The organism is Pseudomonas sp. CFBP2511 (assembly GCF_030209255.1).
Taxonomy (GTDB): Bacteria; Pseudomonadota; Gammaproteobacteria; order Pseudomonadales; family Pseudomonadaceae; genus Aquipseudomonas; species Aquipseudomonas avellanae.
Genome location: NZ_JARVSI010000010.1, coordinates 100,299 through 126,027, shown reverse-complemented (window position 1 = coordinate 126,027; position 25,729 = coordinate 100,299). Strand labels below are relative to the sequence as shown.

Annotated in this window: 27 protein-coding genes and 1 tRNA gene; 22 read left to right on the top strand and 6 right to left on the bottom strand. The window is 58.7% G+C overall.

Translation table 11 applies throughout. The annotated features are described in order from the left end of the window. The first annotated feature begins 22 nt into the window (after positions 1–22). From QRN38_RS09110 to QRN38_RS09065, 10 genes are read left to right on the top strand one after another with little or no spacing between them, the layout of a single operon-like run. Positions 23–979: a YbgA family protein gene (locus QRN38_RS09110; RefSeq protein ID WP_005768832.1), complete on the top strand. Its 957-nt coding sequence runs from the start codon at positions 23–25 to the stop codon at positions 977–979. Between the two features lie 5 nt (positions 980–984). Then, entirely contained in the window at positions 985–1,893 is a 909-nt protein-coding gene (locus QRN38_RS09105) for a MerR family transcriptional regulator (protein ID WP_005768834.1), read from the top strand. Between the two features lie 9 nt (positions 1,894–1,902). Beyond that, complete coding sequence (gene phrB / locus QRN38_RS09100; protein ID WP_057417460.1) at positions 1,903–3,351, top strand: deoxyribodipyrimidine photo-lyase; 1,449 nt, start codon at positions 1,903–1,905, stop codon at positions 3,349–3,351. Further along, positions 3,344–3,766 carry a nuclear transport factor 2 family protein gene (locus tag QRN38_RS09095; protein WP_005736559.1) on the top strand — a complete coding sequence of 141 codons (423 nt, stop codon included), beginning with the start codon at positions 3,344–3,346 and terminating at the stop codon, positions 3,764–3,766. The genes phrB and QRN38_RS09095 overlap by 8 nt, the downstream gene beginning before the upstream one ends. Next, complete coding sequence (locus tag QRN38_RS09090) at positions 3,763–4,551, top strand: SDR family NAD(P)-dependent oxidoreductase (protein ID WP_007244116.1); 789 nt, start codon at positions 3,763–3,765, stop codon at positions 4,549–4,551. The genes QRN38_RS09095 and QRN38_RS09090 overlap by 4 nt, the downstream gene beginning before the upstream one ends. Next, entirely contained in the window at positions 4,548–5,795 is a 1,248-nt protein-coding gene (locus QRN38_RS09085) for an NAD(P)/FAD-dependent oxidoreductase (protein WP_057417459.1), read from the top strand. The genes QRN38_RS09090 and QRN38_RS09085 overlap by 4 nt, the downstream gene beginning before the upstream one ends. Beyond that, entirely contained in the window at positions 5,792–6,592 is an 801-nt protein-coding gene (locus QRN38_RS09080) for a DUF1365 domain-containing protein (protein ID WP_003379208.1), read from the top strand. Before QRN38_RS09085 ends, QRN38_RS09080 begins: the two co-directional genes overlap by 4 nt. Beyond that, the gene (locus QRN38_RS09075) at positions 6,579–7,847 is read left to right on the top strand and encodes an SAM-dependent methyltransferase (protein ID WP_005768844.1); all 1,269 of its coding nucleotides are present in this window, start codon (positions 6,579–6,581) and stop codon (positions 7,845–7,847) included. Before QRN38_RS09080 ends, QRN38_RS09075 begins: the two co-directional genes overlap by 14 nt. After that, positions 7,840–8,343 carry a DUF2878 domain-containing protein gene (locus QRN38_RS09070; RefSeq protein WP_057417458.1) on the top strand — a complete coding sequence of 168 codons (504 nt, stop codon included), beginning with the start codon at positions 7,840–7,842 and terminating at the stop codon, positions 8,341–8,343. Before QRN38_RS09075 ends, QRN38_RS09070 begins: the two co-directional genes overlap by 8 nt. 14 nt (positions 8,344–8,357) lie before the next feature. After that, positions 8,358–8,672 (top strand): YkgJ family cysteine cluster protein, encoded by a 315-nt coding sequence (locus QRN38_RS09065; protein ID WP_032621386.1) that lies wholly within the window; start codon positions 8,358–8,360, stop codon positions 8,670–8,672. 320 nt (positions 8,673–8,992) lie between these two features. On the opposite strand, the gene QRN38_RS09060 is transcribed toward QRN38_RS09065, so the two are convergent. From QRN38_RS09060 to hemA, 6 genes are all read right to left on the bottom strand, one after another. Continuing rightward, the gene (locus QRN38_RS09060) at positions 8,993–9,511 is read right to left on the bottom strand and encodes an acyloxyacyl hydrolase (protein WP_003382556.1); all 519 of its coding nucleotides are present in this window, start codon (positions 9,509–9,511) and stop codon (positions 8,993–8,995) included. A 119-nt stretch (positions 9,512–9,630) separates the two neighbouring features. Then, positions 9,631–10,458 carry a glutamate racemase gene (murI, locus tag QRN38_RS09055; protein ID WP_024665940.1) on the bottom strand — a complete coding sequence of 276 codons (828 nt, stop codon included), beginning with the start codon at positions 10,456–10,458 and terminating at the stop codon, positions 9,631–9,633. Further along, positions 10,451–11,221, bottom strand: a complete 771-nt coding sequence (locus QRN38_RS09050; protein WP_183140586.1) for a molybdopterin-synthase adenylyltransferase MoeB — start codon at positions 11,219–11,221, stop codon at positions 10,451–10,453. The genes murI and QRN38_RS09050 overlap by 8 nt, the downstream gene beginning before the upstream one ends. After that, positions 11,215–12,048, bottom strand: a complete 834-nt coding sequence (gene prmC / locus QRN38_RS09045; protein ID WP_005768859.1) for a peptide chain release factor N(5)-glutamine methyltransferase — start codon at positions 12,046–12,048, stop codon at positions 11,215–11,217. The genes QRN38_RS09050 and prmC overlap by 7 nt, the downstream gene beginning before the upstream one ends. After that, on the bottom strand, positions 12,049–13,131 hold the full coding sequence (prfA, locus tag QRN38_RS09040; protein ID WP_122222906.1) for a peptide chain release factor 1: 1,083 nt from the start codon (positions 13,129–13,131) through the stop codon (positions 12,049–12,051). Continuing rightward, positions 13,128–14,405, bottom strand: coding sequence for a glutamyl-tRNA reductase (gene hemA / locus QRN38_RS09035; RefSeq protein ID WP_005615192.1), 1,278 nt, complete (start codon positions 14,403–14,405; stop codon positions 13,128–13,130). Before hemA ends, prfA begins: the two co-directional genes overlap by 4 nt. 226 nt (positions 14,406–14,631) lie before the next feature. On the opposite strand from hemA, the gene QRN38_RS09030 reads away from it, so the two are divergent. The 12 genes from QRN38_RS09030 (at position 14,632) to QRN38_RS08975 (ending at position 25,696) form a co-directional block, all read left to right on the top strand. Beyond that, positions 14,632–16,359: a tetratricopeptide repeat protein gene (locus QRN38_RS09030; RefSeq protein WP_007244122.1), complete on the top strand. Its 1,728-nt coding sequence runs from the start codon at positions 14,632–14,634 to the stop codon at positions 16,357–16,359. A 4-nt stretch (positions 16,360–16,363) separates the two neighbouring features. After that, positions 16,364–16,981 (top strand): lipoprotein insertase outer membrane protein LolB, encoded by a 618-nt coding sequence (gene lolB / locus QRN38_RS09025; RefSeq protein ID WP_122222908.1) that lies wholly within the window; start codon positions 16,364–16,366, stop codon positions 16,979–16,981. A 2-nt stretch (positions 16,982–16,983) separates the two neighbouring features. Continuing rightward, positions 16,984–17,832, top strand: coding sequence for a 4-(cytidine 5'-diphospho)-2-C-methyl-D-erythritol kinase (gene ispE, locus QRN38_RS09020; RefSeq protein ID WP_024665944.1), 849 nt, complete (start codon positions 16,984–16,986; stop codon positions 17,830–17,832). Positions 17,833–17,870: 38 nt separating this feature from the next. Further along, a tRNA-Gln gene (locus tag QRN38_RS09015) sits at positions 17,871–17,945 on the top strand. Positions 17,946–17,990: 45 nt separating this feature from the next. Next, positions 17,991–18,932, top strand: a complete 942-nt coding sequence (locus tag QRN38_RS09010; protein WP_002552145.1) for a ribose-phosphate pyrophosphokinase — start codon at positions 17,991–17,993, stop codon at positions 18,930–18,932. A gap of 137 nt (positions 18,933–19,069) precedes the next feature. Beyond that, positions 19,070–19,681 (top strand): 50S ribosomal protein L25/general stress protein Ctc, encoded by a 612-nt coding sequence (locus QRN38_RS09005; protein WP_024665945.1) that lies wholly within the window; start codon positions 19,070–19,072, stop codon positions 19,679–19,681. Between the two features lie 164 nt (positions 19,682–19,845). Continuing rightward, a complete protein-coding gene (gene pth, locus QRN38_RS09000) occupies positions 19,846–20,430 on the top strand; it encodes an aminoacyl-tRNA hydrolase (RefSeq protein WP_003317127.1) in 585 nt (194 codons plus the stop codon). A gap of 21 nt (positions 20,431–20,451) precedes the next feature. Next, positions 20,452–21,552 (top strand): redox-regulated ATPase YchF, encoded by a 1,101-nt coding sequence (gene ychF / locus QRN38_RS08995; RefSeq protein WP_005768873.1) that lies wholly within the window; start codon positions 20,452–20,454, stop codon positions 21,550–21,552. Between the two features lie 307 nt (positions 21,553–21,859). Further along, positions 21,860–22,933 (top strand): dTDP-glucose 4,6-dehydratase, encoded by a 1,074-nt coding sequence (gene rfbB, locus QRN38_RS08990; protein ID WP_010202667.1) that lies wholly within the window; start codon positions 21,860–21,862, stop codon positions 22,931–22,933. Then, positions 22,933–23,838, top strand: a complete 906-nt coding sequence (rfbD, locus tag QRN38_RS08985) for a dTDP-4-dehydrorhamnose reductase (RefSeq protein ID WP_057418875.1) — start codon at positions 22,933–22,935, stop codon at positions 23,836–23,838. Before rfbB ends, rfbD begins: the two co-directional genes overlap by 1 nt. Further along, positions 23,835–24,725: a glucose-1-phosphate thymidylyltransferase RfbA gene (rfbA, locus tag QRN38_RS08980; RefSeq protein ID WP_005771400.1), complete on the top strand. Its 891-nt coding sequence runs from the start codon at positions 23,835–23,837 to the stop codon at positions 24,723–24,725. Before rfbD ends, rfbA begins: the two co-directional genes overlap by 4 nt. A 41-nt stretch (positions 24,726–24,766) precedes the next feature. Beyond that, the gene (locus QRN38_RS08975; protein WP_057418874.1) at positions 24,767–25,696 is read left to right on the top strand and encodes a glycosyltransferase family 2 protein; all 930 of its coding nucleotides are present in this window, start codon (positions 24,767–24,769) and stop codon (positions 25,694–25,696) included. Positions 25,697–25,729: the final 33 nt, after the last annotated feature.

Genomic DNA, 25,729 nt, shown 5'->3' with positions numbered 1-25,729 from the left:
TCTGTAGAGGTGACGGATGCCAATGCCTGCAATCGAAAAACCCAAACTCGGGATCAGTGCGTGTCTGATGGGGGCCGAGGTTCGCTTCAATGGCGGGCATAAGGAGTCTCATCTGTGCACGCAGGCGCTGAGCAAGTATTTCGATTTTGTTCAGGCGTGCCCCGAAGTCGCGATCGGCCTGGGTATCCCCCGTGAGCCGATCAGGCTGGTGGGCGACGCTGAACACCCCAAGGCGCTGGGCACGGTCAACCGTGAGCTGGATGTTACTCAGGCGCTGGCCGATTACGGCATTCAGATGGCGGACGAGCTGGGTGATATCTGCGGTTATATTTTCATGCAGAAGTCCCCGTCGTGCGGTCTGGAGCGGGTCAAGGTCTACCGTGAAAACGGCGCGCCGGTTGACGGCGGGGGGCGCGGCATCTATGCGCAGGCCTTTTGCGAGCGTCACCCTAACCTGCCGGTCGAAGAAGACGGGCGTCTGAACGATGCCGTGCTGCGCGAAAACTTCGTGACCCGTGTGTTTGCCTACGCGGCCTGGCAACAATTGTTGAAAGACGGCATCACCCGTCGAGCGTTGACCGAATTTCACTCGCGCTACAAATACCAACTGATGGCCAACGACCCGGTGCAGTACAAAGCGCTGGGCAAGATGCTGGGCAGCATGGGCCGCAGCGACCCCAATGAAATCGCCCCGCTGTATTTCAGCGAACTGATGGCCGCCCTGAAAAAGTGCGCGACCCGGCGCACCCACACCAACGTTCTGCAGCATCTGTGCGGCTATCTGAAACAAACCATCAGTGCCGAGGACAAGCAGGAAATTCAGGAAGTGATCGGCCAGTATCATCAGGGCATCGTGCCGCTGATCGTACCGCTGACCCTGCTCAAGCATCATTTTCGCCAACACCCGGATCCTTATGTAGCGCTGCAGGTGTACATGCAGCCTCATCCGGAAAACCTCAGCCTGCGAAATGCGATTTGATCCCCATGAATGAAGCACAAACAGATACCGAGCTGCCGGGCGACTGGCTGCCGATCCGGGAAGTCGCGCGGCAGACCGGCGTCAATGCCGTCACCCTGCGCGCGTGGGAACGCCGTTACGGGCTGATCGTCCCGCACCGCACGGCCAAAGGCCATCGGCTGTACTCGGACGAGCACGTGCAGCGGGTCATGAAGATCCTCACGTGGCTCAATCGGGGCGTGTCTGTCAGCCAGGTCAAAAGCCTGATCGATGACAACCTTCAGGACGCCCTGCCGCCGACCAGCGACTGGGACGCGCTGCGCCAGACGCTGCTGATTGCCATCGGCGAACTGGCCGAGCGCCGGGTCGACGACGTGTTCAATCAGGCGATGGCGCTGTACCCGCCACGCACCTTGTGCGAACAACTGCTGCTGCCGCTGCTCGCTGAACTGGAGCAACGCTGGCAGGGCAAGTTCGGCGCGCAACTGGAGCGCACGTTCTTCTACTCGTGGTTACGCAGCAAGTTCGGCGCGCGCATTTACCACAACAACCGCCAGCTCAGTGGCAGCCCGTTGCTGCTGGTCAATCAGTCCGATCTGCCGCTTGAACCGCACCTGTGGCTGGCCGCCTGGCTGGTGAGCAGCGCCGACTGCCCGGTGGAAGTGTTCGACTGGCCGCTGCCGGTTGGCGAGCTGGCGCTGGCGGCTGAATACCTCAAGCCACGTGGCATATTGCTCTACTCCAGCAAAGCGTTGAACGTCGGCCAGCTACCCCGCTTGCTGGCCAATATTACCTGCCCTGTAGTGCTCGGCGGACCAACGGTGAAGATCCATAACGCCGAGCTGCTCGTACAGGCAAACGAGATAGCGGGTTTGACCCTCGTCCATGATGCGCTCAGCGCTCAGACCGAGCTGGGCAAGCTCGGACTTATCTAAGGATTTCTCATGCAACTGATCTGGCTGCGTAGTGACCTGCGCGTTCACGATAATACCGCCCTGACGGCAGCCATGCAGCGCGGCCCGACGCTGGCGGTGTACCTGCTCAGCCCGACGCAGTGGCGCAACCACGACGACGCCGATTGCAAAGTGGACTTCTGGCTGCGCAATCTGGTGGAGCTGGAAAAAGCCCTTGGCAAACTGAACGTGCCGCTGCTGATTCGCGAAGCCGATACCTGGGATCAGGCACCTGAGGTGCTGTCGACGCTGTGCAAACAGCTCAAGGTCGAGGGGCTGCACCTTAATGAAGAATACGGCATCAACGAAACCCGTCGTGATCAGGCCGTGCAGCAGTCAATGCAGGCGGACGGTGTTCACTTCACCAGCCACCTTGATCAATTGCTGTTCAAGCCGGGCAGTATCCTGACCAAGACCGGCAACTATTTCCAAGTGTTCACCCAGTTCAAGAAGGTCTGTTACACCCGCCTGCACCAAGCCATGCCGCGGACGGTGCACACGCCCGAAGCGCAGCAACCGCTGTCGATAAAAAGTGACGCGATCCCGGATCAGGTGAAGGGCTTTTCCACACCGTCGAAAACCCTGCGTGACCTGTGGCCCGCAGGTGAGGTCGAGGCAAGCCGCCGGATCGAAGCGTTCGCCGGCGAACAGATCAGTTACTACAAAGACGAACGCGACTTCCCGGCCAGGCCCGGCACCAGCCAGTTGTCGGCCTATCTGGCGGCAGGCGTTATTTCGCCCCGTCAGTGCCTGCATGCCGCGCTGGCCAGCAATCAGGGCGAATTTGAAACCGGTGATGTCGGAACCGTGACCTGGATCAATGAGCTACTGTGGAGAGAGTTCTATAAGCACACGCTGGTAGGCTACCCGCGCGTTTCGCGTCACCGTGCATTTCGGCCGGAGACCGAAGCGCTGAAATGGCGCGACGCCCCCGAAGAACTGCTGGCGTGGCAAGAAGCCCGCACCGGGCTGCCGATCATTGACGCGGCCATGCGTCAGTTGCTGGAAACCGGATGGATGCACAATCGGCTAAGGATGGTCGTGGCGATGTTTCTCACTAAAAACCTGTTGATCGACTGGCGGGAAGGCGAGCGCTTTTTTATGCGCCACCTGATCGACGGCGACTTGGCGGCCAATAACGGCGGCTGGCAGTGGAGTTCGTCCACAGGCACCGATTCGGCCCCCTACTTCCGTATCTTCAACCCACTGTCGCAATCGGAACGATTCGACCCCGAAGGCGTGTTCATCAAACGCTGGCTGCCGGAGCTGGCTGACCTGAACAAAAAACAGATACACGATCCCGCTTCTGTCGGCGGCCTGTTCGGCGTCGCCGATTACCCGAAGCCGATCGTCGACCTGAGCAAAAGCCGCGCCCGCGCGCTGGCTGCCTTCAAGGCACTCCCGACTCGCCAACCCGCTGCGGGAGCTGACAATGGCTGAGTTCCTGCATCGCTTTGCGCAAGGCTTTGCGGCGCTGAACAAGGACAACCTTGATCAGGTCGCCGAGCTGTACAGCGAAGACGTGTCATTCAGTGACCCGATGCACGATATCCACGGCCTTGCCGCCATGCAGCGCTACTTCGCCGAGCTGTACGCCAATGTGCGCGATCTGCATTTCGACTTTCATGCCTTTGACGAGGTCCGGCCGGGTGAAGGCTATCTGGTCTGGACCATGAGCTACTCGCACCCGCGCCTGGCCGGTGGCCGGACGATTCGTGTAGAGGGCTGTTCGCACCTGAAATGGCGCGACAAGGTTTACCGCCATCGGGACTACTTCGATGCCGGTGCGTTGCTCTACGAACACTTGCCCATCATGGGTCGAGCCATCCACTGGCTGAAGAAGAGGTTAGGATGAACACTCCCGTTGCACGACGCATATGGTTGACCGGGGCAAGCAGCGGCATAGGTCTGGCGCTGGCCAAGGAATTGCTCGCCGCCGGACATCGGTTGGCCTTGACCGCCAGAACCCTGGAGCCCCTGCAGAACCTGGCCGCCAGTCATCCGCAGCAGATCTTGCTGGTCACCGGCGACATCACCGACGGCCTGCAAGTGACCGCCATGGCCGACCGCATCGCCCAGGAATGGGGGGCGCTGGATACCGCGATCCTCAATGCGGGCACCTGTGAATACATCGACACCCGCCACTTCGAGGCGGCGATGGTCGAGCGCGTCGTGCGCACCAACCTGCTCGCCAGCAGTTACTGCATTCAGGAAGCCCTGCCGCTGTTGCGCAAGGGCAATCAGCCGCATCTGGTCGGCGTGGCCAGCGCCGTCACCTTCCTGGCACTGCCTCGCGCAGAAGCCTACGGTGCCTCGAAGGCTGGCCTGCGTTACCTGTTTGAAGCCCTGCGCATTGATCTGGCCAGCGAAAATATTGACGTGACCATTGTCAGCCCAGGGTTTGTCGATACACCCCTGACGCAGAAAAACGATTTCCCTATGCCGATGCGCTGGCCCGTTGAAAAAGCTGCCCGCTACATTGCCGATAACCTCAAGCGTGTGCGACGACCGCTTGAAATTGCCTTCCCGACGGCTTTCATCCTCAGTATGAAACTGCTGGCCCTGCTTCCGGTGCGCGTCAGATTCGCCATCGGCAAGCGCATGGCCCGTAGCGAAACGGGCCATAAGGACACTCAATGAAAATTGCAGTCATTGGCAGCGGTATCGCCGGGTTGACCAGCGCCTATCTGCTCAATCGCGGGCATGAGGTGACAGTCTTCGAGTCCTCCGACTGGATCGGCGGGCATACCCACACGGTTGATGTGCAGGTCGAAGGCCGCGCCTATGCCATCGATACCGGCTTCATTGTGTTCAACGACTGGACCTACCCGAACTTCATCAAATTGCTGGGCCAGCTGGACGTGGGTTTCAAGCCTGCCGAAATGAGCTTTTCGGTGCGCGACCCACGCACTGGCGTCGAATATAACGGCAACAACCTCAACAGCCTGTTTGCCCAGCGCAGCAACCTGTTGTCGCCCAGGTTCTGGGGCATGCTGCGCGATATCATGCGCTTCAATCGTCAATCGGTAGACGACCTGGAAAACCAGCGTATCGCGGCCGACACCACGCTGGGCGAATACCTGAAAAACGGTGGTTATGGCCAGTGCTTCATTGACCACTACATCGTGCCGATGGGTGCGGCGATCTGGTCCATGTCGCTGGCGGACATGCTCGGATTTCCACTGCAATTTTTCGTGCGCTTCTTCAAGAACCACGGCCTGCTTTCCGTCACCCACCGCCCGCAATGGTGCGTGATAGAAGGTGGCTCCAGAAGCTATATCGAGCCGCTGACGGCATCGTTTCGAGAGCGCATTCGCCTGTCCTGCCCGGTCACTCGTGTGGAACGCGACAGCGAAGGGGTGACGGTGCACAGTGCCCAAGGCAGCGAGCGTTTCGATCAAGTGGTGTTCGCCTGTCATAGCGATCAGGCGCTGGCCATGCTGGCAGAGCCGTCCAGTGCCGAGCAGTCGGTGCTCGGTGCCCTGCGCTATGCCGAAAACGATGTGGTATTGCACACCGATACACGCCTGCTGCCTGACCGCCGCCTGGCCTGGGCCAGCTGGAACTACCGGCTTGGCGGCGGCGAGCAGCAACTGGCCGCCGTCACCTACGACATGAACATCCTGCAAGGGATCGAGAGCGATACCACGTTCTGCGTCAGCCTGAACCAGACCGATGCCATCGACCCGACGAAGATTCTCGGTCGCTACCGCTATGCGCACCCGCAATACAGCCTTGAGGCGATCGCGGCGCAGGCGCGCTGGCAGGAAATAAACGGTGTCGATAACACCTGGTACTGCGGCGCTTACTGGGCCAACGGCTTTCACGAAGACGGTGTGGTCAGCGGCTTGCGCGTTGCCCAAGCCTTCGGTGAAGCGCTGTGAACAGCGCCCTTTACAGCGGCTGGATCAGCCATCGGCGCTTTTCACCGCGCGCCCATGCGTTCACCTATCGAATCGGGCTGCTCTATCTGGACCTGGATGAGCAGGACGCCGTGATGGGCCTTTCGCCGCTGGCGGGCAGCAAGCGTTTCGCACCCTTTTCATTCCGTGAGCGCGACTACCTGCCGCAACTGACCGGGCGCGGCGTGCCGCTGATAGAAGCGGCACGCGAACTGGTCGGTAAAGCGCTGGGGCACATGCCACTGGGTCGCGTCTGCCTGCTGACCCAGGCGCGCAGCTGGGGCTTGTCGTTCAACCCGGTGAGTTTTTTCTACTGCCACGAGGCCGACGGCACATTGGCGGCGATCCTTTGCGAAGTCACCAACACCCCGTGGGGCGAGCGTTACAGTTATGTACTGCCAGCCACCGGCGAAGGCCATCAGCATTTTGCCGTGGCCAAGGCCTTTCACGTTTCTCCGTTCCTGCCGCGTGACCTTGAATACCGCATGAGTTTCAGCCAGCCCGCCGAGCGTATCGGCGTGCACATGGCTGACTGGCAAGGCGAGCTGAAGATGTTTGACGCCACGCTCAACCTCACGCGCCAGCAGCTCAGCCGCAAGACGCTGCACCGCTACCTGATTGCTTATCCGTGGATGACTGCAAAAACCTGTCTGGCGATTTACTGGCAGGCCATGCGCCTGCTGGTCAAACGCATCCCCATTTTTTCCCATCAGGCCGCCGACGGCGATTACCGTGCTGCCGCCGCGCAACCGAAGGATTCACGCCATGAAAAGCAGTAGCAGTAGTTTTTCTGCCAATCTGGGTACCAATGGTTTGACTGCAAATATCCTGCGCAAAGGGGTGTTGCGTCAGCTCGCCAGCCTGCGCAATGGCCAGTTGGTGGTTATCGAAGGCGACGAACGTCATGTGTTCGGCAAGGCCAGCGCGCAGATCCACGCCGAAGTGCATATTCTCGACTCGGCCGCCTGGGGCATGATTGCCAGCACCGGCTCAATCGGCGCTGGTGAGGCGTTTATCCACGGCTACTGGACCACGCCGGACCTGACGGCAGTGGTGCGTGTATTTGTCAGCAACCTGGAAGTACTGGACGCGATGGAAGGCGGCATGGCGCGCCTGACCCGGCCGCTGATTCACAGCCTGCACTGGCTCAATCGCAATACGCGCAAAGGCTCGCAGAAAAACATCGCGGCCCATTACGACCTTGGCAACACGCTGTTCGAGCAGTTTCTCGACCCGACCATGATGTACTCGGCCGCACAGTTCCTCAGCAATGACGACACCCTGGAGCAGGCTCAGTTAAACAAACTGGAGCGCATTTGCCAGAAGCTGGCCCTGAAACCCACTGATCACCTGCTGGAAATCGGCACAGGCTGGGGCAGCATGGCCATTTATGCCGCGCAGCAGTATGGCTGCCGCGTGACCACCACTACCCTGTCCAGAGAACAGTTCGCCTACACCGAGCAACGGCTGATCAAACTGGGCCTGCAGGACCGCGTCACGCTGCTGCTGACCGATTATCGCGACCTGACCGGTGAATACGACAAGCTGGTGTCCATCGAAATGATCGAAGCGGTCGGCCACCGGTTTTTGCCGACCTACTTCAAGCAATGCGCCAGCCTGCTCAAAAGCAACGGCATGATGCTGCTGCAGGCGATCACCATTCGCGAGCAGCGTTATGCACAGGCCAAACGCAATGTGGACTTCATCCAGCGTTACATTTTCCCGGGCGGCGCCCTGCCCTCGGTGGCGAAGATGCTCGACATCGTCGGCAGCGACACCGACATGAACCTGCTGCACATGGAAGACTTCGGCCTGCATTACGCGCGCACGCTACGTTTGTGGCACGACAACTTCAAGCACGCTCACGGCACACTCACCGAACTGGGTTACGACGACTACTTCCTGCGCCTCTGGGAGTTCTACCTGTGTTACTGCGAAGGTGGCTTTCTGGAGCGAACGATTGGCACCGCGCAATTGCTGCTGGCCAAACCAGATGCACTGCGTGAGCCACTGCTTGGGCGCTTCAATGCTTAAATCAATCGCCAATGCGCTGTTGTTCCAGATCGGCTGGTTCGCCTGCGTGCTGGGTGGCAACAGCTATTGGCTGTTGATCGCCGTGGGCGTGCTGGTGGTGCACTTTGCGTGGGTCAGTTCATGGACAGCTGAAGGCAAGCTGATTGTGAGCGTCACGCTGGTGGGTGTGGTACTCGACAGCCTGTTGATGGTGCTCGGTGTTTTCGACTTCGAGACCGGCGGCTATCTGCTTCCGTTGTGGCTGGCGTTATTGTGGGCGGTCATGGGCACCACGCTCAATCACTGCCTGGCATGGACCGCCAAGCCCATCTGGCGCGCTGCCGTACTGGGCGCTATTGGCGGGCCGATGTCGTACTATGCCGGCTCGCAACTGGCGCAGGTTCATCTTCCTCTTGGATTTTGGCCAAGCATGGTGCTGCTGGGGCTGGTCTGGGCGGGTGTATTCCCGCTGCTGCAATGGCTGGCCGCCCGCGCACCAGGCCCGTCAGCCAGATAACCGGGAGACACGCTCTGAACGCCACACTTATTCCGCTCGCAGAAATTCACAGCGAAACGGAAGTCACCTGCTCGACCTGCGCAGCCTGCTGTTGCCAACTGGAAGTGATGCTTATCACCGACACGGGCGTGCCTGAGCGCTACATCGATACCGACGAATGGGGTGGCGAGGTTATGTTGCGCCTGGATGACGGCTGGTGTGCAGCGCTGGATCGCAACACCATGATGTGCACCATCTACGAAAAACGGCCATTGATCTGTCGCGAGTTTGAAGCGGGTGCGGAAGATTGCCTGACAGAACGTAAAGGGATTGCGACGGCTTATCTTTGATCTGTGATGACCATCATTATCGTTCCCACGCTCGCGTGGTAATGCATTTCGTGACGCTCTGCGTCACACAGCGGTTTTGCGATGCCAGTGATGTTTGTTTCTGACTCAGGTCACCTTTGCGCCCTTACGGCGCCCTGTCACTGATCCGGGGGCCCCCGGATCAGTGACAGGACTCAGCCGTCACTTACGTCGCACTCTGCGTCGTCAGTACCATCGCGATAAAAGAGCGCTTTCTTTTATGTGCAATAACTGCGGGCAACGCATGACGTGGTGCTGCAGCACAGATGTGACGCGGAGCGTTGGCACAAGTGCCAGTCAAATCAGAACGGCATCTTGTAATGCAGCGCGTAGCTTTCTACACCGTCGTTCGGCTGTTTGATGCCGGCGTTGGAGTAGTGAGTCGCACGGATGCCGACTTCATGTCCGCCCGCAAAGCGCAGACCGAAACCAACGCGGTCTTCGAAGTTGAAGGCCGAACCGAACTTGCGATCTTCAACCTGAGTGTTGGAGAACACCGAGACGCCGATACCGGCTTCTACGTAAGGCTTGACGTTGCCGTTGCCGAACTCGTAGACCAGCACCGGGGAGAACGACAGGCTGTGGTTATCCTTGTAGTCCTTGCCATCCCAGTAGGTGTAGGCACCGTCCCAGTAACCGGTCAGACGGCCGATGTCGCTTTGCAGCCAGCTTTTATCCCAGTCGAACTGCACGCCAAGACGATAAGTCATGGTGGATTCGCCGGTCTGTCCAACCGAAAATTCAACGCCGTCGGCCTGCGCCAGGGAAGCCTGACCTGCCATGAGGGCCGAAAGCACGGCCAGACAAAAGAGTCTCTTCATGAGAAACGTCCTAAAATGTATGAGTTTGTAAGAAAGTGTTGGAATTCATTAACTGCAATTATAGAAGCCAGCGACGCAAGGTAAGTTCAGCCCCTAAACGCCTTTTTTTCACATTTTTTTTACAAACGGAAGCTTCTCACATTGCCAGACATTTGCGACAGAAAAGGTAGGATTTTTCCGAAATTGTCCGGTATGTCACTAGACCAATACAAAGTGTCTCGTGCGGGGCCGCTGGCAAGCAGGCCGGAACGGGACAAAAGACGCTGCAATTGACGCGCGACCGCTGCCCCGGTGTCGATCAGGGTGACCGACGCGGGGAGCATTTCGCGCAGCAATGGCTTGAGAAAGGGGTAATGCGTGCAGCCCAGAATGATGGTGTCGCAGCGCGCCGCCAGCAGAGGCTCGACGTAACGCTGTAACAGTTGACGAATCTGAGGGCTGACCAGATCGCCGGTCTCGATCAGCTCGACCAGCCCCGGGCACGGTTGTGTCACGACGCTTACGTCACTGGCAAACCGGTCGAGCAAGGCCGCGAACCTGGCGCTTTGTAATGTTCCGGTGGTTGCCAGTACACCGACGACGCCACTGCGAGTGGCCTCGGCGGCAGGTTTTACTGCGGGTTCCATGCCCACGATGGGCCAGTCGGGGTAGCGTTGCCGTATGTGCGCCACGCCTGCAGCAGTTGCGGTGTTACATGCTACAACCAGCGCCTTGGCGCCCTGCCCGTGAAAAAAATCGGCAATGATCAGGCAACGCTCGATGATGAATTCAGGAGTTTTCTCGCCGTAGGGAATATGGCCACAGTCAGCCAGATACAGCAGGGACTCGTTGGGCAGCGTCTGGCGGATTTCATTGAGGACAGAAAGGCCGCCAACGCCGGAATCGAAAACCCCGACCGGTGCATCGCAGTTCTGAAGCACAGGCTGAATCACGGGAACGTCAGGCATGTTCGCCCTGCCCGTTTATGGGCCCACACACGCTACAGGCAGGGTCACGCTTGACCTTCAGCTCACGAAAACGCGTGTTCAAGGCATCGATCAACAGCAGGCGCCCGACCATTGGCTCGCCAAAACCGGCCAGCAGTTTCAACGCCTCCAGCGCCTGCAAGCTGCCAACCAGCCCCACCAGCGGCCCGATAACACCCGCTTCGCTGCAGGTCAGTTCCGTTTCGCTGCCGTGACCGTACAGGCAGTGGTAACAAGGGCTCTCGGCACGGCGCGGGTCGAACACCGACAACTGCCCTTCCAGGCGAATGGCGGCGCCGCTGACCAGCGGCTTGCCTGCGGCGACACACGCGGCATTGACCGCTTCACGGGTGGCAAAGTTATCCGAACAGTCGAGCACCAGATCGACGGCCTGCACCGCTGCACTCAATGAATCGGCATCAAGCGCCGCACGATGGGCAATCAGCTTTATTTGCGGGTTGATCGCCGCGAGCCGGGCCATGGCTGAATCGACCTTGGCCTGCCCGATGCTCTGCGTGTCATGAATGATCTGGCGTTGCAGGTTGCTCAGATCGACGTGGTCGAAGTCGGCCAGATGCAGTTCTCCGACCCCCGCAGCCGCCAGATACAAGGCTACCGGCGAACCGAGGCCGCCCATACCTACGACCAGCGCACGGCTTTGTTTGAGTCGCAACTGACCGTCGATATCAACGTGTTGCAGCAGAATCTGCCGGCTGTAGCGCAGCAGTTCCTGGTCACTCAGCACGGCTTGCATCCGAACGTGATGCGCTCGTGTTCGCCCAGATCACGGCGGGTCTGGATGCGCTCGAAACCATGACGAGTCAACAGTTCGCGCACCGCCGGGCCTTGATCGTAGCCGTGCTCCAGCAGCAGCCAGCCATCGGCGTTGAGGTGCGCCTGCGCGTCGGCAATGATCGTGCGCAAATCGTCCAGCCCGTCGGCACCGGCCGTCAACGCACTGCTCGGCTCGAAACGCACGTCACCGGCCGACAGATGCGGATCAGCGTCGGCGATGTACGGCGGGTTACTGATGATCAGATCAAACTGCCGCCCTTCCAGCGCACTGAACCAGTGGCTGTTGAGCACCTGGGCGTTATCCAGTTGCAGACGCTGCCGGTTGCGTTCGGCCAGAGCGACCGCTTCGGGCACGCGGTCCACCGCTGTCACTTTCCATTGCTGCCGGTCGTTGGCCAGCGCCAGGGCGATCGCTCCGGTGCCGGTGCCCAGGTCCAGAACCTGAGCCGGGGCAAAGGCCGGCACCAGTTCCAGTGCCGCCTCGACCAGCATTTCGGTCTCTGGACGCGGGATCAAGGTGTGCGGCGCAACTTCCAGATCGAGCTTCCAGAAACCTTGCTGACCGAGAATGTAAGCCACCGGCTCGCCCGTGCGTCGCCGCTGCAAGTAACCCGCAAAGGCCACGGCGGCTTCGGTGCTGACAATGCGCTCGGGCCAGGTGTGCAGAAAACTGCGCGGTTTACCCAGGGCAGCCGCGAGCAACAGCTCGATGTCGAGCCGCGCGGTCGGTGAATCGGGAAGCTCGGCGCTTCTTAACAAGCTTGCGATGATGGTCATTTACTCACCCAGTGCCGCAAGTTGATCAGCCTGATATTCAGCGAGTAGCGGCTCTATCACTGCATCGACTCCGCCGGCCAGAACTTCATCCAGCGAATACAGAGTCAGGTTCACGCGGTGATCCGTCACTCGCCCTTGAGGGAAATTGTAAGTACGTATGCGCTCCGAACGATCACCCGAACCTACGAGCAGCTTGCGCTCGCTGGCGATGGCATTGGCCGCAGCGCTGGTCTGCTGATCATTCAGTTTGGCAGACAGCCAGGACATCGCCCGGGCTCTGTTCTTGTGTTGCGAACGCTCTTCCTGACACTCGACGACAATACCCGATGGCAAGTGGGTAATGCGGATGGCCGAGTCGGTTTTGTTGACGTGCTGACCACCGGCACCCGAAGAACGATAGGTGTCGACGCGCAGGTCGGCCGGGTTGATCTCGATCGCCTGTTGCTCATCAGGCTCGGGCAGCACCGCAACCGTGCAGGCCGAGGTGTGAATGCGGCCCTGGGATTCGGTCTCGGGCACACGCTGTACACGGTGCGCGCCGGACTCGAATTTCAGCTTGCCATAGACGCTGTCGCCTTCGACCCGCGCAATGACTTCCTTGTAACCGCCATGCTCGCCTTCGTTCTCGGACAGAATCTCCACCCGCCAGCCACGTCGCTCGGCGTAGCGCGAGTACATGCGGAACAGGTCGCCGGAGAAGATCGCGGCTTCATCACCGCCGGTGCCGGCGCGGATTTCCAGAAACACGTTGCGACCGTCGTTCGGGTCCTTGGGCAGCAGCATGCGTTGCAGTTGCGCCTCAAGCTCGACCAGTTGCTGCTTGGTTTCGCGGACTTCCTCGACTGCCATTTCGCGCATGTCGGGGTCGCTGTCTTTCAACAAAGCCTGCGCACCCTCAAGATCGCTTTGCACCCTGGCCAGCTGCTTGTAGAGCGCAACGACCGGCTCCACTTCGGCGTACTCCCGGGAATAGGCGCGAAAGCGAGTCTGATCGCTGATGACTTCGGCATCGCCAAGCAGTGCGGTCAGTTCCTCGAAACGGTCGCTGAGAACATCCAGCTTATTGAGCAGTGAAGCTTTCATTGCGGGGTTTTATCCGTCGAGCCCTCACCGAGGGCAAATAGTTCCTGGGCCATGGCCAGCGCATCGACGCGACCTTCGGCAGACAGCTTCTTGAGCTGCACGCTGGGCGCATGCAGCAATTTGTTGGTCAGGCCACGCGCCAGCTGGATCAGTACGTCTTCGGCATTACTGCCGTTGGCCAGCATGCGCTGCGCCTTGCTCAATTCTTCGTCACGCAGCCGTTCGCTTTGCTGACGATAGGCGCGCAGTACATCCACCGCCGCCAACTCGCGCAGCCGCGACATGAAGTCTTCGGCACCGACGCTGACCAGTTGTTCAGCAGCCAGCGCAGCGCCCTGGCGACTCTTGAGGTTCTCTGCCACCACTTCATGCAGATCATCGACGCTGTACAGATAAACGTCGTCCAGCTCGCCGACTTCAGGCTCGATATCGCGCGGTACAGCGATATCGACCATGAAAATCGGTTTGTGTTTGCGCAGCTTCAGCGCGCTTTCCACCGCGCCCTTGCCCAGAATCGGCAACTGGCTGGCGGTGGAGCTGATCACGATGTCGCTGTTGACCAGCTCGGCCGGGATATCCGACAACAACACGGCGTGGGCACCGAACTCGGCAGCGAGGATACTCGCGCGCTCCAGCGTACGGTTGGCAACCACGATACGCTTGACGCCCAGATCGTGCAGGTGGCGGGCGACCAGAGTAATGGTCTCGCCGGCACCGATCAACAGGGCCTGGCTGCGTTGCAGGTCGCTGAAAATCTGTTTTGCCAGGCTGACGGCGGCAAAGGCTACGGAGACCGGGTTTTCGCCGATGGCGGTGTCGGTGCGTACCTGCTTGGCGGCGCTGAACGTGGCCTGAAACAGACGCCCCAGCAAAGGCCCGACCGTTCCGGCTTCGCGGGCTACGGCGTACGCGGACTTCATCTGACCAAGAATCTGCGGCTCGCCCAGCACCAGCGAGTCGAGCCCCGAGGCCACACGCATCATGTGTCGCACGGCCGCATCGTCCTCGTGAACATAGGCGCTGGCGCGCAACTCTTCGAGGCTAAGGTGATGATAATTGGCAAGCCAGGCCAGAATGCTGTCCGCGCCGAGGTGCTCGTGTTCGATGTACAACTCGCTGCGATTGCACGTCGACAGAATCGCGGCCTCACGACTTTCGGTCAGATGGCAAAGCTGCTGCAGCGCATCAACCAGCTGCTCCGGGGTAAATGCCACGCGCTCGCGAACGTCGACCGAGGCGGTCTTATGGTTGATACCGAGTGCAAGGAAGGCCATTCAGGGTCGCAGGTGGTGACGTGAAGCCGGTAATTGTCCTACTTCGATAAGCTCAGAACAACCACCGCATATTATTGTCCCACTACAATCGCTCGTTGCTGGCTGCGTTTTCAGGCCCGCAACACTGCAAACACACGCATTGCATCAGTTTTTCCGACGGCTGTGGGTTTTGCCGACAGCCTTGTGTCATGATGCTCCCACCGCAGGTAAGCCGCCCTTCTTATATATGAATAGATCCTCCGCGTTGTTCCTTGCTCTTGCCTTTCTAGGCGGCTGTCAGTCCATGACCCCCGTCTCGTCGCAGCCCGTGCCCGCTCAGAAAGACGCGCCGCCGGCGCCTGAAGCGAAGCCACAGGTCTATGGCTCGTTCACCCAGGACACTCTGGTCAGCCTGTTGAGCGCGGAGCTGGCAGGCCAGCGCAACCGCTTTGACATCGCCCTGGATAACTACGTGACCCAAGCGGTCAAGACTCAGGACCCGGGCGTTTCCGAGCGCGCTTATCAGATCGCCGAGTACATGGGCGCTGACCAGTCCGCGCTCGAAACCGCGCTGATCTGGGCAAGAAACGCGCCGAGCGACCTGGAAGCACAACGCGCCGCAGCCATTCAACTGGCGCGGGCCGGCCGCTACGACGACTCTCTGGTGTACATGGAAAGAGTCCTGCAGGGTCAGGGCGACACCCACTTCGACTTTCTCGCCCTGTCTGCAGCCGAGACCGACCCGGACACGCGTAACGGTCTGCTCAAAAGCTTCGACCGACTGCTGGGCAAGTACCCGAAAAACGGCCAGCTGATTTTCGGCAAGGCGCTGCTGCTTCAGCAGAATGGCGACTCCGAGCAGTCGCTCAAACTGCTCGAAGACAACCCGCCGAAAGAAGGCGAAATCGCGCCTATCCTGCTTCACGCCCGGCTGCTGCAAAGCATGAACCGCGGCAAGGAAGCCGTCCCGCTGCTGGAAAAAAGCATCAAAAAATACCCGGACGACAAGCGCCTGCGCCTGACCTATGCGCGCATGCTGGTCGAACAGAACCGCATGGAAGACGCCAAAGTGCAGTTTGCCGCACTTTTGCAGCAGTACCCTGATGACGACGAACTGCGTTTCTCGCTGGCACTGGTCTGTCTTGAAGCCAAGGCCTGGGAGGAAGCGGCGGGTTATCTGGAAGAATTGATCGCCCGTGGCGCGCACGTGGATTCAGCGCATTTGAACCTGGGCCGCATCCACGAAGAACGCGAAGACCCGCAAAGCGCGCTCAATGAATACGCTCAGGTCGGACCGGGCCCGGACTTTCTGGCAGCTCAATTGCGCCAGGCGGACATTCTGGTCAGCAATGGCAATGGTGCCGAAGCGGCCAAGCGCCTTTCCGAAGCCCGCGCCGAAGAGCCGGATTACGCCATTCAGCTCTACCTGATCGAAGCCGAGACCCTGACCAGCAATGATCAGCTGGACCGCGGCTGGCAGGTATTGAATCAGGCGCTCAAGCAATACCCGGATGACGCCAATCTGCTCTATACCCGCGCCATGCTGGCTGAAAAACGCAATGATCTGGCCCAGATGGAGAAAGACCTGCGGACCATCATCAAGCGCGAACCGGAAAACGCCATGGCGCTGAATGCGCTGGGCTACACCCTTTCCGATCGCACCACGCGCTACACCGAGGCCCGTGAACTGATCGAAAAAGCGCATCAGATCAGCCCCGATGACCCGGCCGTTCTCGACAGCCTTGGCTGGGTGAACTACCGCCTGGGCAATCTGGACGCCGCCGAACGCTACCTGCGTCAGGCGCTTGAGCGCTTCCCGGATCACGAAGTGGCCGCGCATCTGGGCGAAGTGCTGTGGGCCAAAGGCGATCAGCGCGAAGCTCGACAAGTCTGGGCCAAGGCCCTCGAACAACAACCCGACAGCACCGTCCTGCGTAGCACTCTGCGACGCCTGACCGGTTCAGAGAACCTTTGACGTTATGTTTTTGCGCCACGTAATCGTATTCAGCTTCATCGCCCTGCTCGCCGGCTGCGCCGGCCTCACCTCCCGCGAAGCGGTTCAGGGCAAGGGCGACCCCGCGCAATGGCGCGAACACAAACAGCAACTGAGCAGCCTTGATGGCTGGCAGATCAACGGCAAGGTCGGCATCCGTGCACCGAAGGATTCCGGCAGCGGCACGTTGTTCTGGCTGCAGCGTCAGGATTACTACGACATTCGCTTGTCCGGCCCGCTGGGCCGTGGTGCTGCGCGACTGACCGGCAGGCCTGGCGCTGTGGCGCTTGAGGTTGCCAATCAGGGCCGCTACGAAGCCACGACCCCGGAAACGCTTCTGCAGGATCAATTAGGCTGGAAACTGCCGGTCTCTCACCTGGTGTGGTGGGTGCGCGGCTTGCCGGCGCCTGACAGCAAAAGCGGCGTGACACTCGATGGCGACAGCCGTCTGGCCAGCCTTGAGCAGGATGGCTGGCAGGTCGAATACCTCAGTTACGTCGAACAGAACGGCTATTGGCTGCCGGAACGCGTCAAGCTGCACGGTCAGGACCTTGATGTCACGCTGGTCATCAAGGACTGGCAGCCTCGCAAACTGGGGCAATGACAATGGTTGAAGCACAACTGGTGCTGCCCGCCCCGGCAAAACTTAACCTGATGCTGCACATTCTGGGTCGCCGTCCTGACGGCTACCATGAACTGCAAACCCTGTTTCAATTTCTCGATTACGGCGACGAGCTCGGCTTTGCGCTTCGCCAAGACGGTGTTATTCGCCTGCAGACCGACGTCCCCGGCGTTGCGCATGACAGCAACCTGATCGTCAAAGCCGCCCGCGCCCTGCAAAAACAGTCCGGCTGCACCCTGGGCATGGACATCTGGCTGGAAAAACGCCTGCCCATGGGTGGCGGTATCGGCGGTGGCAGCTCGGATGCGGCAACCACATTGCTGGGCCTCAATCATTTGTGGCAGTTGGGCTGGGATGAAGATCGCCTCGCACAACTGGGCCTCACACTGGGTGCCGATGTACCGGTTTTTGTCCGTGGACACGCCGCTTTTGCTGAGGGTGTCGGGGAAATTCTGACCCCCGTAGACCCGGAAGAACCGTGGTATTTGGTGCTCGTGCCGCAAGTCGCTGTAAGTACAGCAGAAATTTTTTCAGATCCGTTGTTGACACGCGACACTGCGCCCATTAAAGTGCGCCCCGTTCCCAAGGGAAACAGTCGAAATGACTGTAAGGCGGTTGTAGAGAGGCGTTACCCAGAAGTACGTAACGCTTTGAATTTGCTAGGTAAATTTACCGAGGCAAAATTAACCGGAACTGGAAGTTGTGTGTTTGGGGCCTTCCCAAACAAAGCTGAAGCTGATAAAGTCTCGGCCCTTCTTACAGAGACCCTTACGGGGTTCGTAGCGAAAGGAAGCAACATTTCGATGTTGCATCGCAAGCTGCAAATTCTGTAGCAGGAATTGAGTGCAAAACACTCGATTGATTCAATTACAGGGGCGTCGCCAAGCGGTAAGGCAGCAGGTTTTGATCCTGCCATGCGTTGGTTCGAATCCAGCCGCCCCTGCCATTTTCTATACTCATCCAGGTTACCCTCAGCCTCTAGGTACTGCGCGTGTCCAAGATGATGGTCTTTACGGGGAATGCCAACCCCGATCTCGCTCGGCGTGTAGTACGTCAGCTGCATATCCCACTGGGTGATGTCTCTGTCGGAAAATTTTCCGACGGTGAAATCAGCACTGAGATCAATGAAAACGTTCGCGGTAAAGACGTCTTCATCATTCAGCCGACTTGCGCCCCGACGAACGATAACCTGATGGAACTCGTCGTGATGGCTGATGCCTTCCGCCGCTCCTCAGCGTCCCGAATCACTGCTGTGATTCCTTACTTTGGTTATGCCCGCCAGGATCGCCGTCCGCGCTCCGCACGTGTTGCTATCAGCGCGAAAGTCGTTGCCGATATGCTCACCGTGGTGGGAATCGACCGTGTTCTCACGGTTGATCTTCATGCTGACCAAATACAGGGTTTCTTCGATATTCCGGTAGATAACATCTACGGCTCCCCTGTTCTGGTGGATGACATCGAAGACCAGCGCTTTGAAAACCTGATGATCGTTTCCCCGGATATCGGCGGTGTCGTGCGTGCACGTGCTGTTGCCAAATCCCTGGGCGTCGATCTCGGAATCATCGACAAACGCCGTGAGAAAGCCAATCACTCTGAAGTGATGCATATCATCGGTGATGTCGAAGGGCGTACCTGCATTCTGGTTGATGACATGGTCGATACCGCCGGCACGCTGTGCCATGCGGCCAAGGCCCTGAAAGAGCATGGCGCTGCCAAGGTCTTTGCCTATTGCACACACCCTGTGCTGTCGGGTCGGGCGATCGAAAACATTGAAAATTCCGTGCTGGACGAACTGGTGGTCACCAACACCATCCCGTTGTCCGCCGCCGCACAAGCTTGCAGCCGTATCCGCCAACTGGATATTGCGCCGGTAGTCGCTGAGGCGGTTCGCCGTATCAGCAACGAAGAATCGATCAGCGCGATGTTCCGTTAAGGGCTTCCCTTAGCAGATATCAAGCCGACGAAAAGCGCCCCGCCCTGACATCCGGTCAGGGCGGGGCTTTTTTGCCCATACCGCCCGAGCGCTGGTCGCAAACGCAACGGTGGATGTGGTTAATTTGGAGATACAACATGAACGATTTTACCCTGAATGCCGAACTGCGTTCCGACCTGGGGAAAGGTGCGAGCCGCCGCCTGCGTCGTCTCGCTAGCCTGGTTCCAGCTGTAGTCTACGGTGGCGACAAAGCCCCCGAGTCCATCAGCATGCTGGCCAAAGAAGTTGCCAAACTGCTCGAGAACGAGGCTTCTTACAGCCACATCATCGAGCTGAACGTTGGTGGCACCAAGCAAAACGTCATCATCAAGGCGCTGCAACGTCACCCGGCCAAAGGCCACGTGCTGCACGCTGACTTCGTACGCGTTGTAGCCGGTCAGAAACTGACCGCTATCGTGCCTGTACACTTCATCGGCGAAGAAGCTCCGATCAAGAAAGGCGGCGAAGTTTCGCACGTAACTTCCGAGCTGGAAGTTTCCTGCCTGCCGAAAGATCTGCCTGAGTTCATCGAAGTAGACGTGTCTGCTCTGGAAATCGGCTCGATCGTTCACCTGTCCGACGTCAAAGCACCAAAAGGCGTTGAGTTCGTAGCACTGGCGCACGGCAACGACCTGGCCATCGCCAACGTCCACGCACCGCGCATCGTCAAAGATGAAGACGAAGAAGCTGCAGAAGGCGCTGCCGAGTAATTCATTACTTGGTAACGCGGGAGTTGCTCAGGAAACATCGCGAGCGATAGCAGGCATAGCGGGCGAGATCGCGGAGTTTACATCATGGTAAATGAGCAGTTTTTGTCCACATTGCCGCTGTCGTCAGCGGTTTAACCCACAACTCCAAAGGAAGAGCCCCTGTCGTGACCGCCATACAACTGATCGTGGGCCTGGGAAATCCAGGCGCTGAATACGAACAGACCCGGCATAACGCAGGGGCTTTTTTCGTTGAGCGTATTGCTGCGGCGCAACGAGTCAATCTCGTTCCCGAGCGCAAATTCTTTGGCCTGACCGGACGCTTTACGCATCAGGGTCAGGATGTTCGTCTGCTGATCCCCACCACCTACATGAACCGCAGCGGCCAGGCTGTCGCGGCGCTTGCGGGCTTCTACCGTATCCCGGTCGAGTCGATTCTGGTGGCGCACGACGAACTGGACCTGCCTCCGGGCGTTGCCAAACTCAAAGTGGGCGGCGGTCATGGCGGTCACAACGGCCTGCGCGACATCATCGCGCAGCTCGGCAACCAGAACACATTTCATCGCTTGCGGCTTGGCATTGGCCACCCGGGCGATGCCAGCAAGGTATCCGGCTTTGTCCTGGGTCGAGCGCCACGCGCCGAACAGGAAAAACTGGACGCCAGTATCGACTTTGCCCTCGGCGTGCTGCCGGATATCTTCGCCGGTGAATGGAACCGGGCGATGAAAAACCTGCACAGCCAGAAGGCCTGACATCACTCGAGGGGAAACACCATGGGATTCAATTGCGGCATCGTCGGCCTGCCTAACGTCGGCAAGTCCACCCTGTTCAACGCCCTGACCAAATCCGGTATTGCAGCCGAGAACTTCCCCTTCTGCACCATCGAGCCGAACACCGGCATCGTGCCGATGCCTGACCCGCGTCTGGCGGCCCTGGCGGCCATCGTCAACCCGAAACGCATCCTGCCAACCACCATGGAGTTCGTCGACATCGCCGGCCTCGTGGCAGGTGCCTCGAAAGGCGAAGGTCTGGGCAACAAGTTTCTCGCCAACATCCGCGAGACCGATGCCATCGCCCACGTAGTGCGCTGCTTCGAAGACGAGAACGTGATTCACGTTTCCAACAGCGTCGACCCAAAACGCGACATCGAGATCATCGACCTGGAACTGATCTTCGCCGACCTCGACAGCTGCGAAAAACAACTGCAAAAGGTCACGCGCAACGCCAAGGGCGGCGACAAGGACGCAGTGGTCCAGAAAGGCCTGCTCGAGCAACTGATTGCACACTTCAGCGAAGGCAAGCCGGCCCGCAGCCTGATGAAAAGCATGAGCAATGACGACAAAGCCGTCATCCGAGGTTTCCACCTGCTGACCACCAAGCCGGTCATGTACATTGCCAACGTCGCCGAAGACGGCTTCGAGAACAACCCGCTGCTGGACGTAGTCCGCGCCATCGCCGAAGAAGAAGGCGCAATGCTGGTGCCGGTCTGCAACAAGATCGAAGCAGAAATCGCCGAGCTCGATGACGGCGAAGAGAAAGACATGTTCCTTGAAGCCCTGGGCCTCGAAGAACCCGGCCTGAACCGCGTGATACGCGCCGGCTACGAAATGCTCCACCTGCAGACCTACTTCACCGCAGGCGTCGAAGAAGTCCGCGCCTGGACCGTCCGCGTCGGTGCCACCGCACCACAGGCCGCGGGCGTCATCCACACCGACTTTGAAAAAGGCTTTATTCGCGCCGAAGTCGTGGCCTATGACGATTTCATCCAGTTCAAGGGTGAGGCCGGTGCCAAGGAAGCGGGTAAGTGGCGCCTGGAAGGCAAGGAATACATCGTCAAGGACGGTGATGTGATGCATTTCAGGTTTAACGTGTAAACCACAGGCAGCCCCCAGCGGGATCGCAGCAAGCGAATATCCCTCTATCACGAAAGCCCCATTATCCGGGGCTTTCGCGTTTTTATGGATTGGCAGCTTCACACTTGCCGCACGATTGCAGGCACCCTCGAATTATTTGATGGGGCTGTCTATTTTTCTATGTAAAATGTCGTTTTTAAGCGCCGCTCATCCACGTCATTTAAACATTCATGTTTAACCCAAGCAGATGTCTCAAAGACGGCGACTGATCAGCGATTGTTTCCACGGACCGGGCAGAGCCTTGTCACAACCCAAGGTAGATACTCCTTTGAAGATCTTAGTAACAGGCGGTGCTGGTTTCATCGGTTCGGCAGTCATTCGGCACATCATTGCCAATACAACTGACTCGGTCGTCAACGTCGACAAGCTGACCTATGCAGGCAACCTTGAATCACTTCAGTCAGCAGATCAAAGCGAGCGTTATGCTTTCGAGCACGTCGACATCTGCAACCGTGAAGACCTGGATCGGGTTTTCAAAGAGCATCAGCCGGACGCCGTTATGCACCTGGCAGCCGAATCCCACGTGGATCGCTCTATCACCGGCCCGTCGGAATTCATCCAGACCAACATCATCGGCACCTATGTGCTGCTTGAGGCTGCACGCAGCTACTGGAACCAGCTGGACGAAGCACGAAAAGCCAGCTTTCGCTTCCATCACATTTCGACCGATGAAGTGTATGGCGACCTGGAAGGCCCGGAAGACCTCTTTACCGAAACAACGCCTTACCAGCCAAGCTCGCCCTACTCGGCCAGCAAGGCCAGCTCCGACCATCTGGTACGCGCCTGGAGCCGCACATACGGCCTGCCTACCCTGGTAACCAATTGCTCCAACAACTACGGCCCGTGCCACTTCCCGGAGAAACTGATCCCGCTGATCATCCTCAATGCGCTGGAAGGCAAACCACTGCCTATCTACGGTAAAGGCGATCAGGTTCGTGACTGGCTTTATGTCGAAGACCACGCCCGTGCACTGTACAAAGTCGTGACCGAAGGCGAGATCGGCGAGACTTACAACATCGGCGGTCACAACGAGAAGCAGAACCTCGAAGTGGTCAACACTGTTTGCGCCCTGCTCGACCAACTGCGCCCTGATTCGGCCCATCGCCCGCATGCCAACCTGATCACATACGTTCAGGACCGCCCAGGCCACGACCTGCGCTACGCGATCGATGCCAGCAAAATCCAGCGCGAGCTGGGCTGGGTGCCTGAGGAAAGTTTCGAGTCCGGCATTCGCAAGACAGTGCAGTGGTACCTCGACAATCCTGAATGGGTTGCTCACGTGAAGAGCGGAAGCTACCAGCAGTGGATTGACAAGAACTACACAGCACGCGCCGATAAATAATGAAAATTCTTCTGCTGGGAAAAAACGGCCAGGTCGGCTGGGAGCTGCAACGCTCGCTCGCGGTATTGGGCGAAGTCGTAGCGCTCGATCGTCATACCGCCTCGACGGCCTACGGCGACCTTTCTGGCGATCTGTCCAGTCTGGACGGGTTGCGCAACACGATTCGCTGCGTTAAACCTCAGGTTATCGTCAACGCCGCGGCCTATACCGCCGTCGACAAAGCAGAGACCGAGCAAGAGCTTGCACACACGGTCAACGCTCTGGCCAGCCAGGTTCTGGCAGAAGAAGCGCGTCAGCTCGATGCCCTGCTCGTTCATTACTCGACCGACTACGTGTTCGACGGCACCGGAACCAGCGCATGGAAAGAAAGCGATGCGGTGTCGCCGGTCAACTACTACGGTGCAACCAAGCTTGAGGGTGAACAGCTCATTGTGGCGTCAGGCTGCAAACATCTGATTTTCCGCACCAGCTGGGTGTATGCGGCACGCGGTAACAACTTTGCCAAGACCATGCTGCGCCTTGCAAAAGATCGTCCGGCGCTGAATGTGATCGCCGATCAGATTGGCGCGCCTACAGGTGCAGAGCTGCTGGCCGATATAGCGACAGCGGCGCTGCAGCAGACGCTTGCAAGGCCAGAGCTGTGCGGTATCTACCACCTCGCACCTGCTGGCGAAGTGTCATGGCATGCTTATGCGCAATACGTCATTGATTTCGCCCGCGCCCACGGGGAACCCCTGGCGGTGGAAACGATCAATCCAATCGGCACGATTGAATACCCGACACCCGCGCAACGCCCTCTGAATTCGCGTCTGAACACAGAAAAGCTGCGCCACAATTTTTCTCTGCACCTGCCTGACTGGCAAAGTGGTGTAGCCCGAATGCTCACGGAAGCTCTGAATAAATGACCACCATTAATCGTAAAGGCATCATCCTGGCCGGCGGATCGGGCACTCGCCTGCACCCGCTTACCCTTGGCGTATCCAAGCAGATGCTGCCTATCTACGACAAGCCGATGATTTTCTACCCTCTGTCGGTGCTGATGCTGGCGGGCATGCGTGAAGTCCTGATCATCTCTACGCCAGAAGACCTGCCAAGCTTTCGCAAGCTGCTGGGCGACGGCAGTCAGTACGGTATTGAGCTCACTTATGCCGAACAGCCTACGCCCGATGGCCTGGCACAAGCGTTCATCATTGGCGAAGAGTTCATCGGCGAAGACCCTTGCTGCCTGATTCTGGGCGACAACATCTTTTACGGTCAGCACTTCTCCGACAACCTGCGCTCCGCCAGTCAGCAGACTGAAGGCGCCACGGTTTTTGGCTACCACGTCTCCGATCCGGAGCGCTTTGGTGTTGTCGAGTTCGACGAAACCGGCCGCGCCTTGAGCATCGAAGAAAAGCCTGCCGCACCGAAATCGAGCTACGCGGTAACCGGGCTGTACTTCTACGACAATCAGGTGGTCGAAATCGCGAAGAGCATCAAACCCTCTGAGCGTGGCGAACTGGAAATCACCGACGTGAACCGTGCGTACCTCGAGCAGAAGAGTCTGACCGTAGAAATTCTCGGTCGCGGCTTTGCATGGCTCGACACAGGTACTCATGAGTCGCTGCTGGAAGCGAGCCATTTTGTGCACACCATTGAGCAGCGTCAGGGCTGGAAAGTAGCTTGCCTGGAAGAGATCGCCTACACCAACGGCTGGATCACTGCCGCGCAACTGGGTGAACAAGCTCAGAAACTGAAGAAAACCGGCTACGGGCAGTATCTGCAGAAGCTGCTTGATCTAGGCTCGTTCTAAGACTGTAAACCTCTATCCCATACCGCAAGGCTGCAGACAGTATGTCTTCTGTTTTCCCAAAGGTGGCCGTGCTGCTGGCAGCCTACAACGGTATGGCATGGATAGAGGCGCAACTTGACTCCATCCTGAAGCAGACAAACGTCTGCGTCAGTGTATTCATCAGTGTCGATACCTCCTCGGACGGCACTGAAGCGTGGTGTGCTGACTATGCGCAGCACCACGTGAACATCACCCTGCTGCCGCCCGCCGGCCAATTTGGCGGAGCGTCACGCAACTTCTTTCGTCTGATTCAAGATGTCGACTTCTCTTCGTTTGATTACGTAGCGTTCTCCGATCAGGACGATATCTGGTATCAGGACAAGCTTGAACGCGCCTTATCGACGCTGATGTCGGGCAACCATGATGCCTACTCAAGCAATGTCGTCGCCTTCTGGCCCGATGGGCAACGAATCTTGCTGGACAAGGCCCAACCGCAGGTCCAGTGGGACCACTTGTTTGAAGCTGCAGGCCCAGGCTGCACCTACGTAATGAACCGCCCGCTCGCCGATGCATTCAAGTCATCGCTGATAGCACAGTGGGACGTGGCTCAAAACGTCAGCCTGCACGACTGGTATTGCTATGCGTTTGCGCGCAGCCACGGCTTCCGCTGGTTTATCGACCCAGCCCCCGGCATGGATTATCGCCAACACGCCAATAATCAGGTCGGTGCAAATACCGGACTCGCCTCACTCATCACGCGCCTGAAAAAGATTGCCGATGGCTGGTGGGCCGGGCAAGTGCTGCTGATTGGCCGTTTGACAGGCGGCAGCGAAGCGCTATTTGCAGGAAAGACAACCAGTACGCGATGGATGTTTTTTCGTCTCGCGTTCATGGCAGGGCATTGCAGAAGAAGGCCCCGGGACAAGATTTTCTTCATCATCGCTTGCCTGGCAGCCATGCTGAACACACCTGAGCAGCGAAATAATCGCTAGCTGTATATGCAGCCCATTAAAAGTCACCTTCTC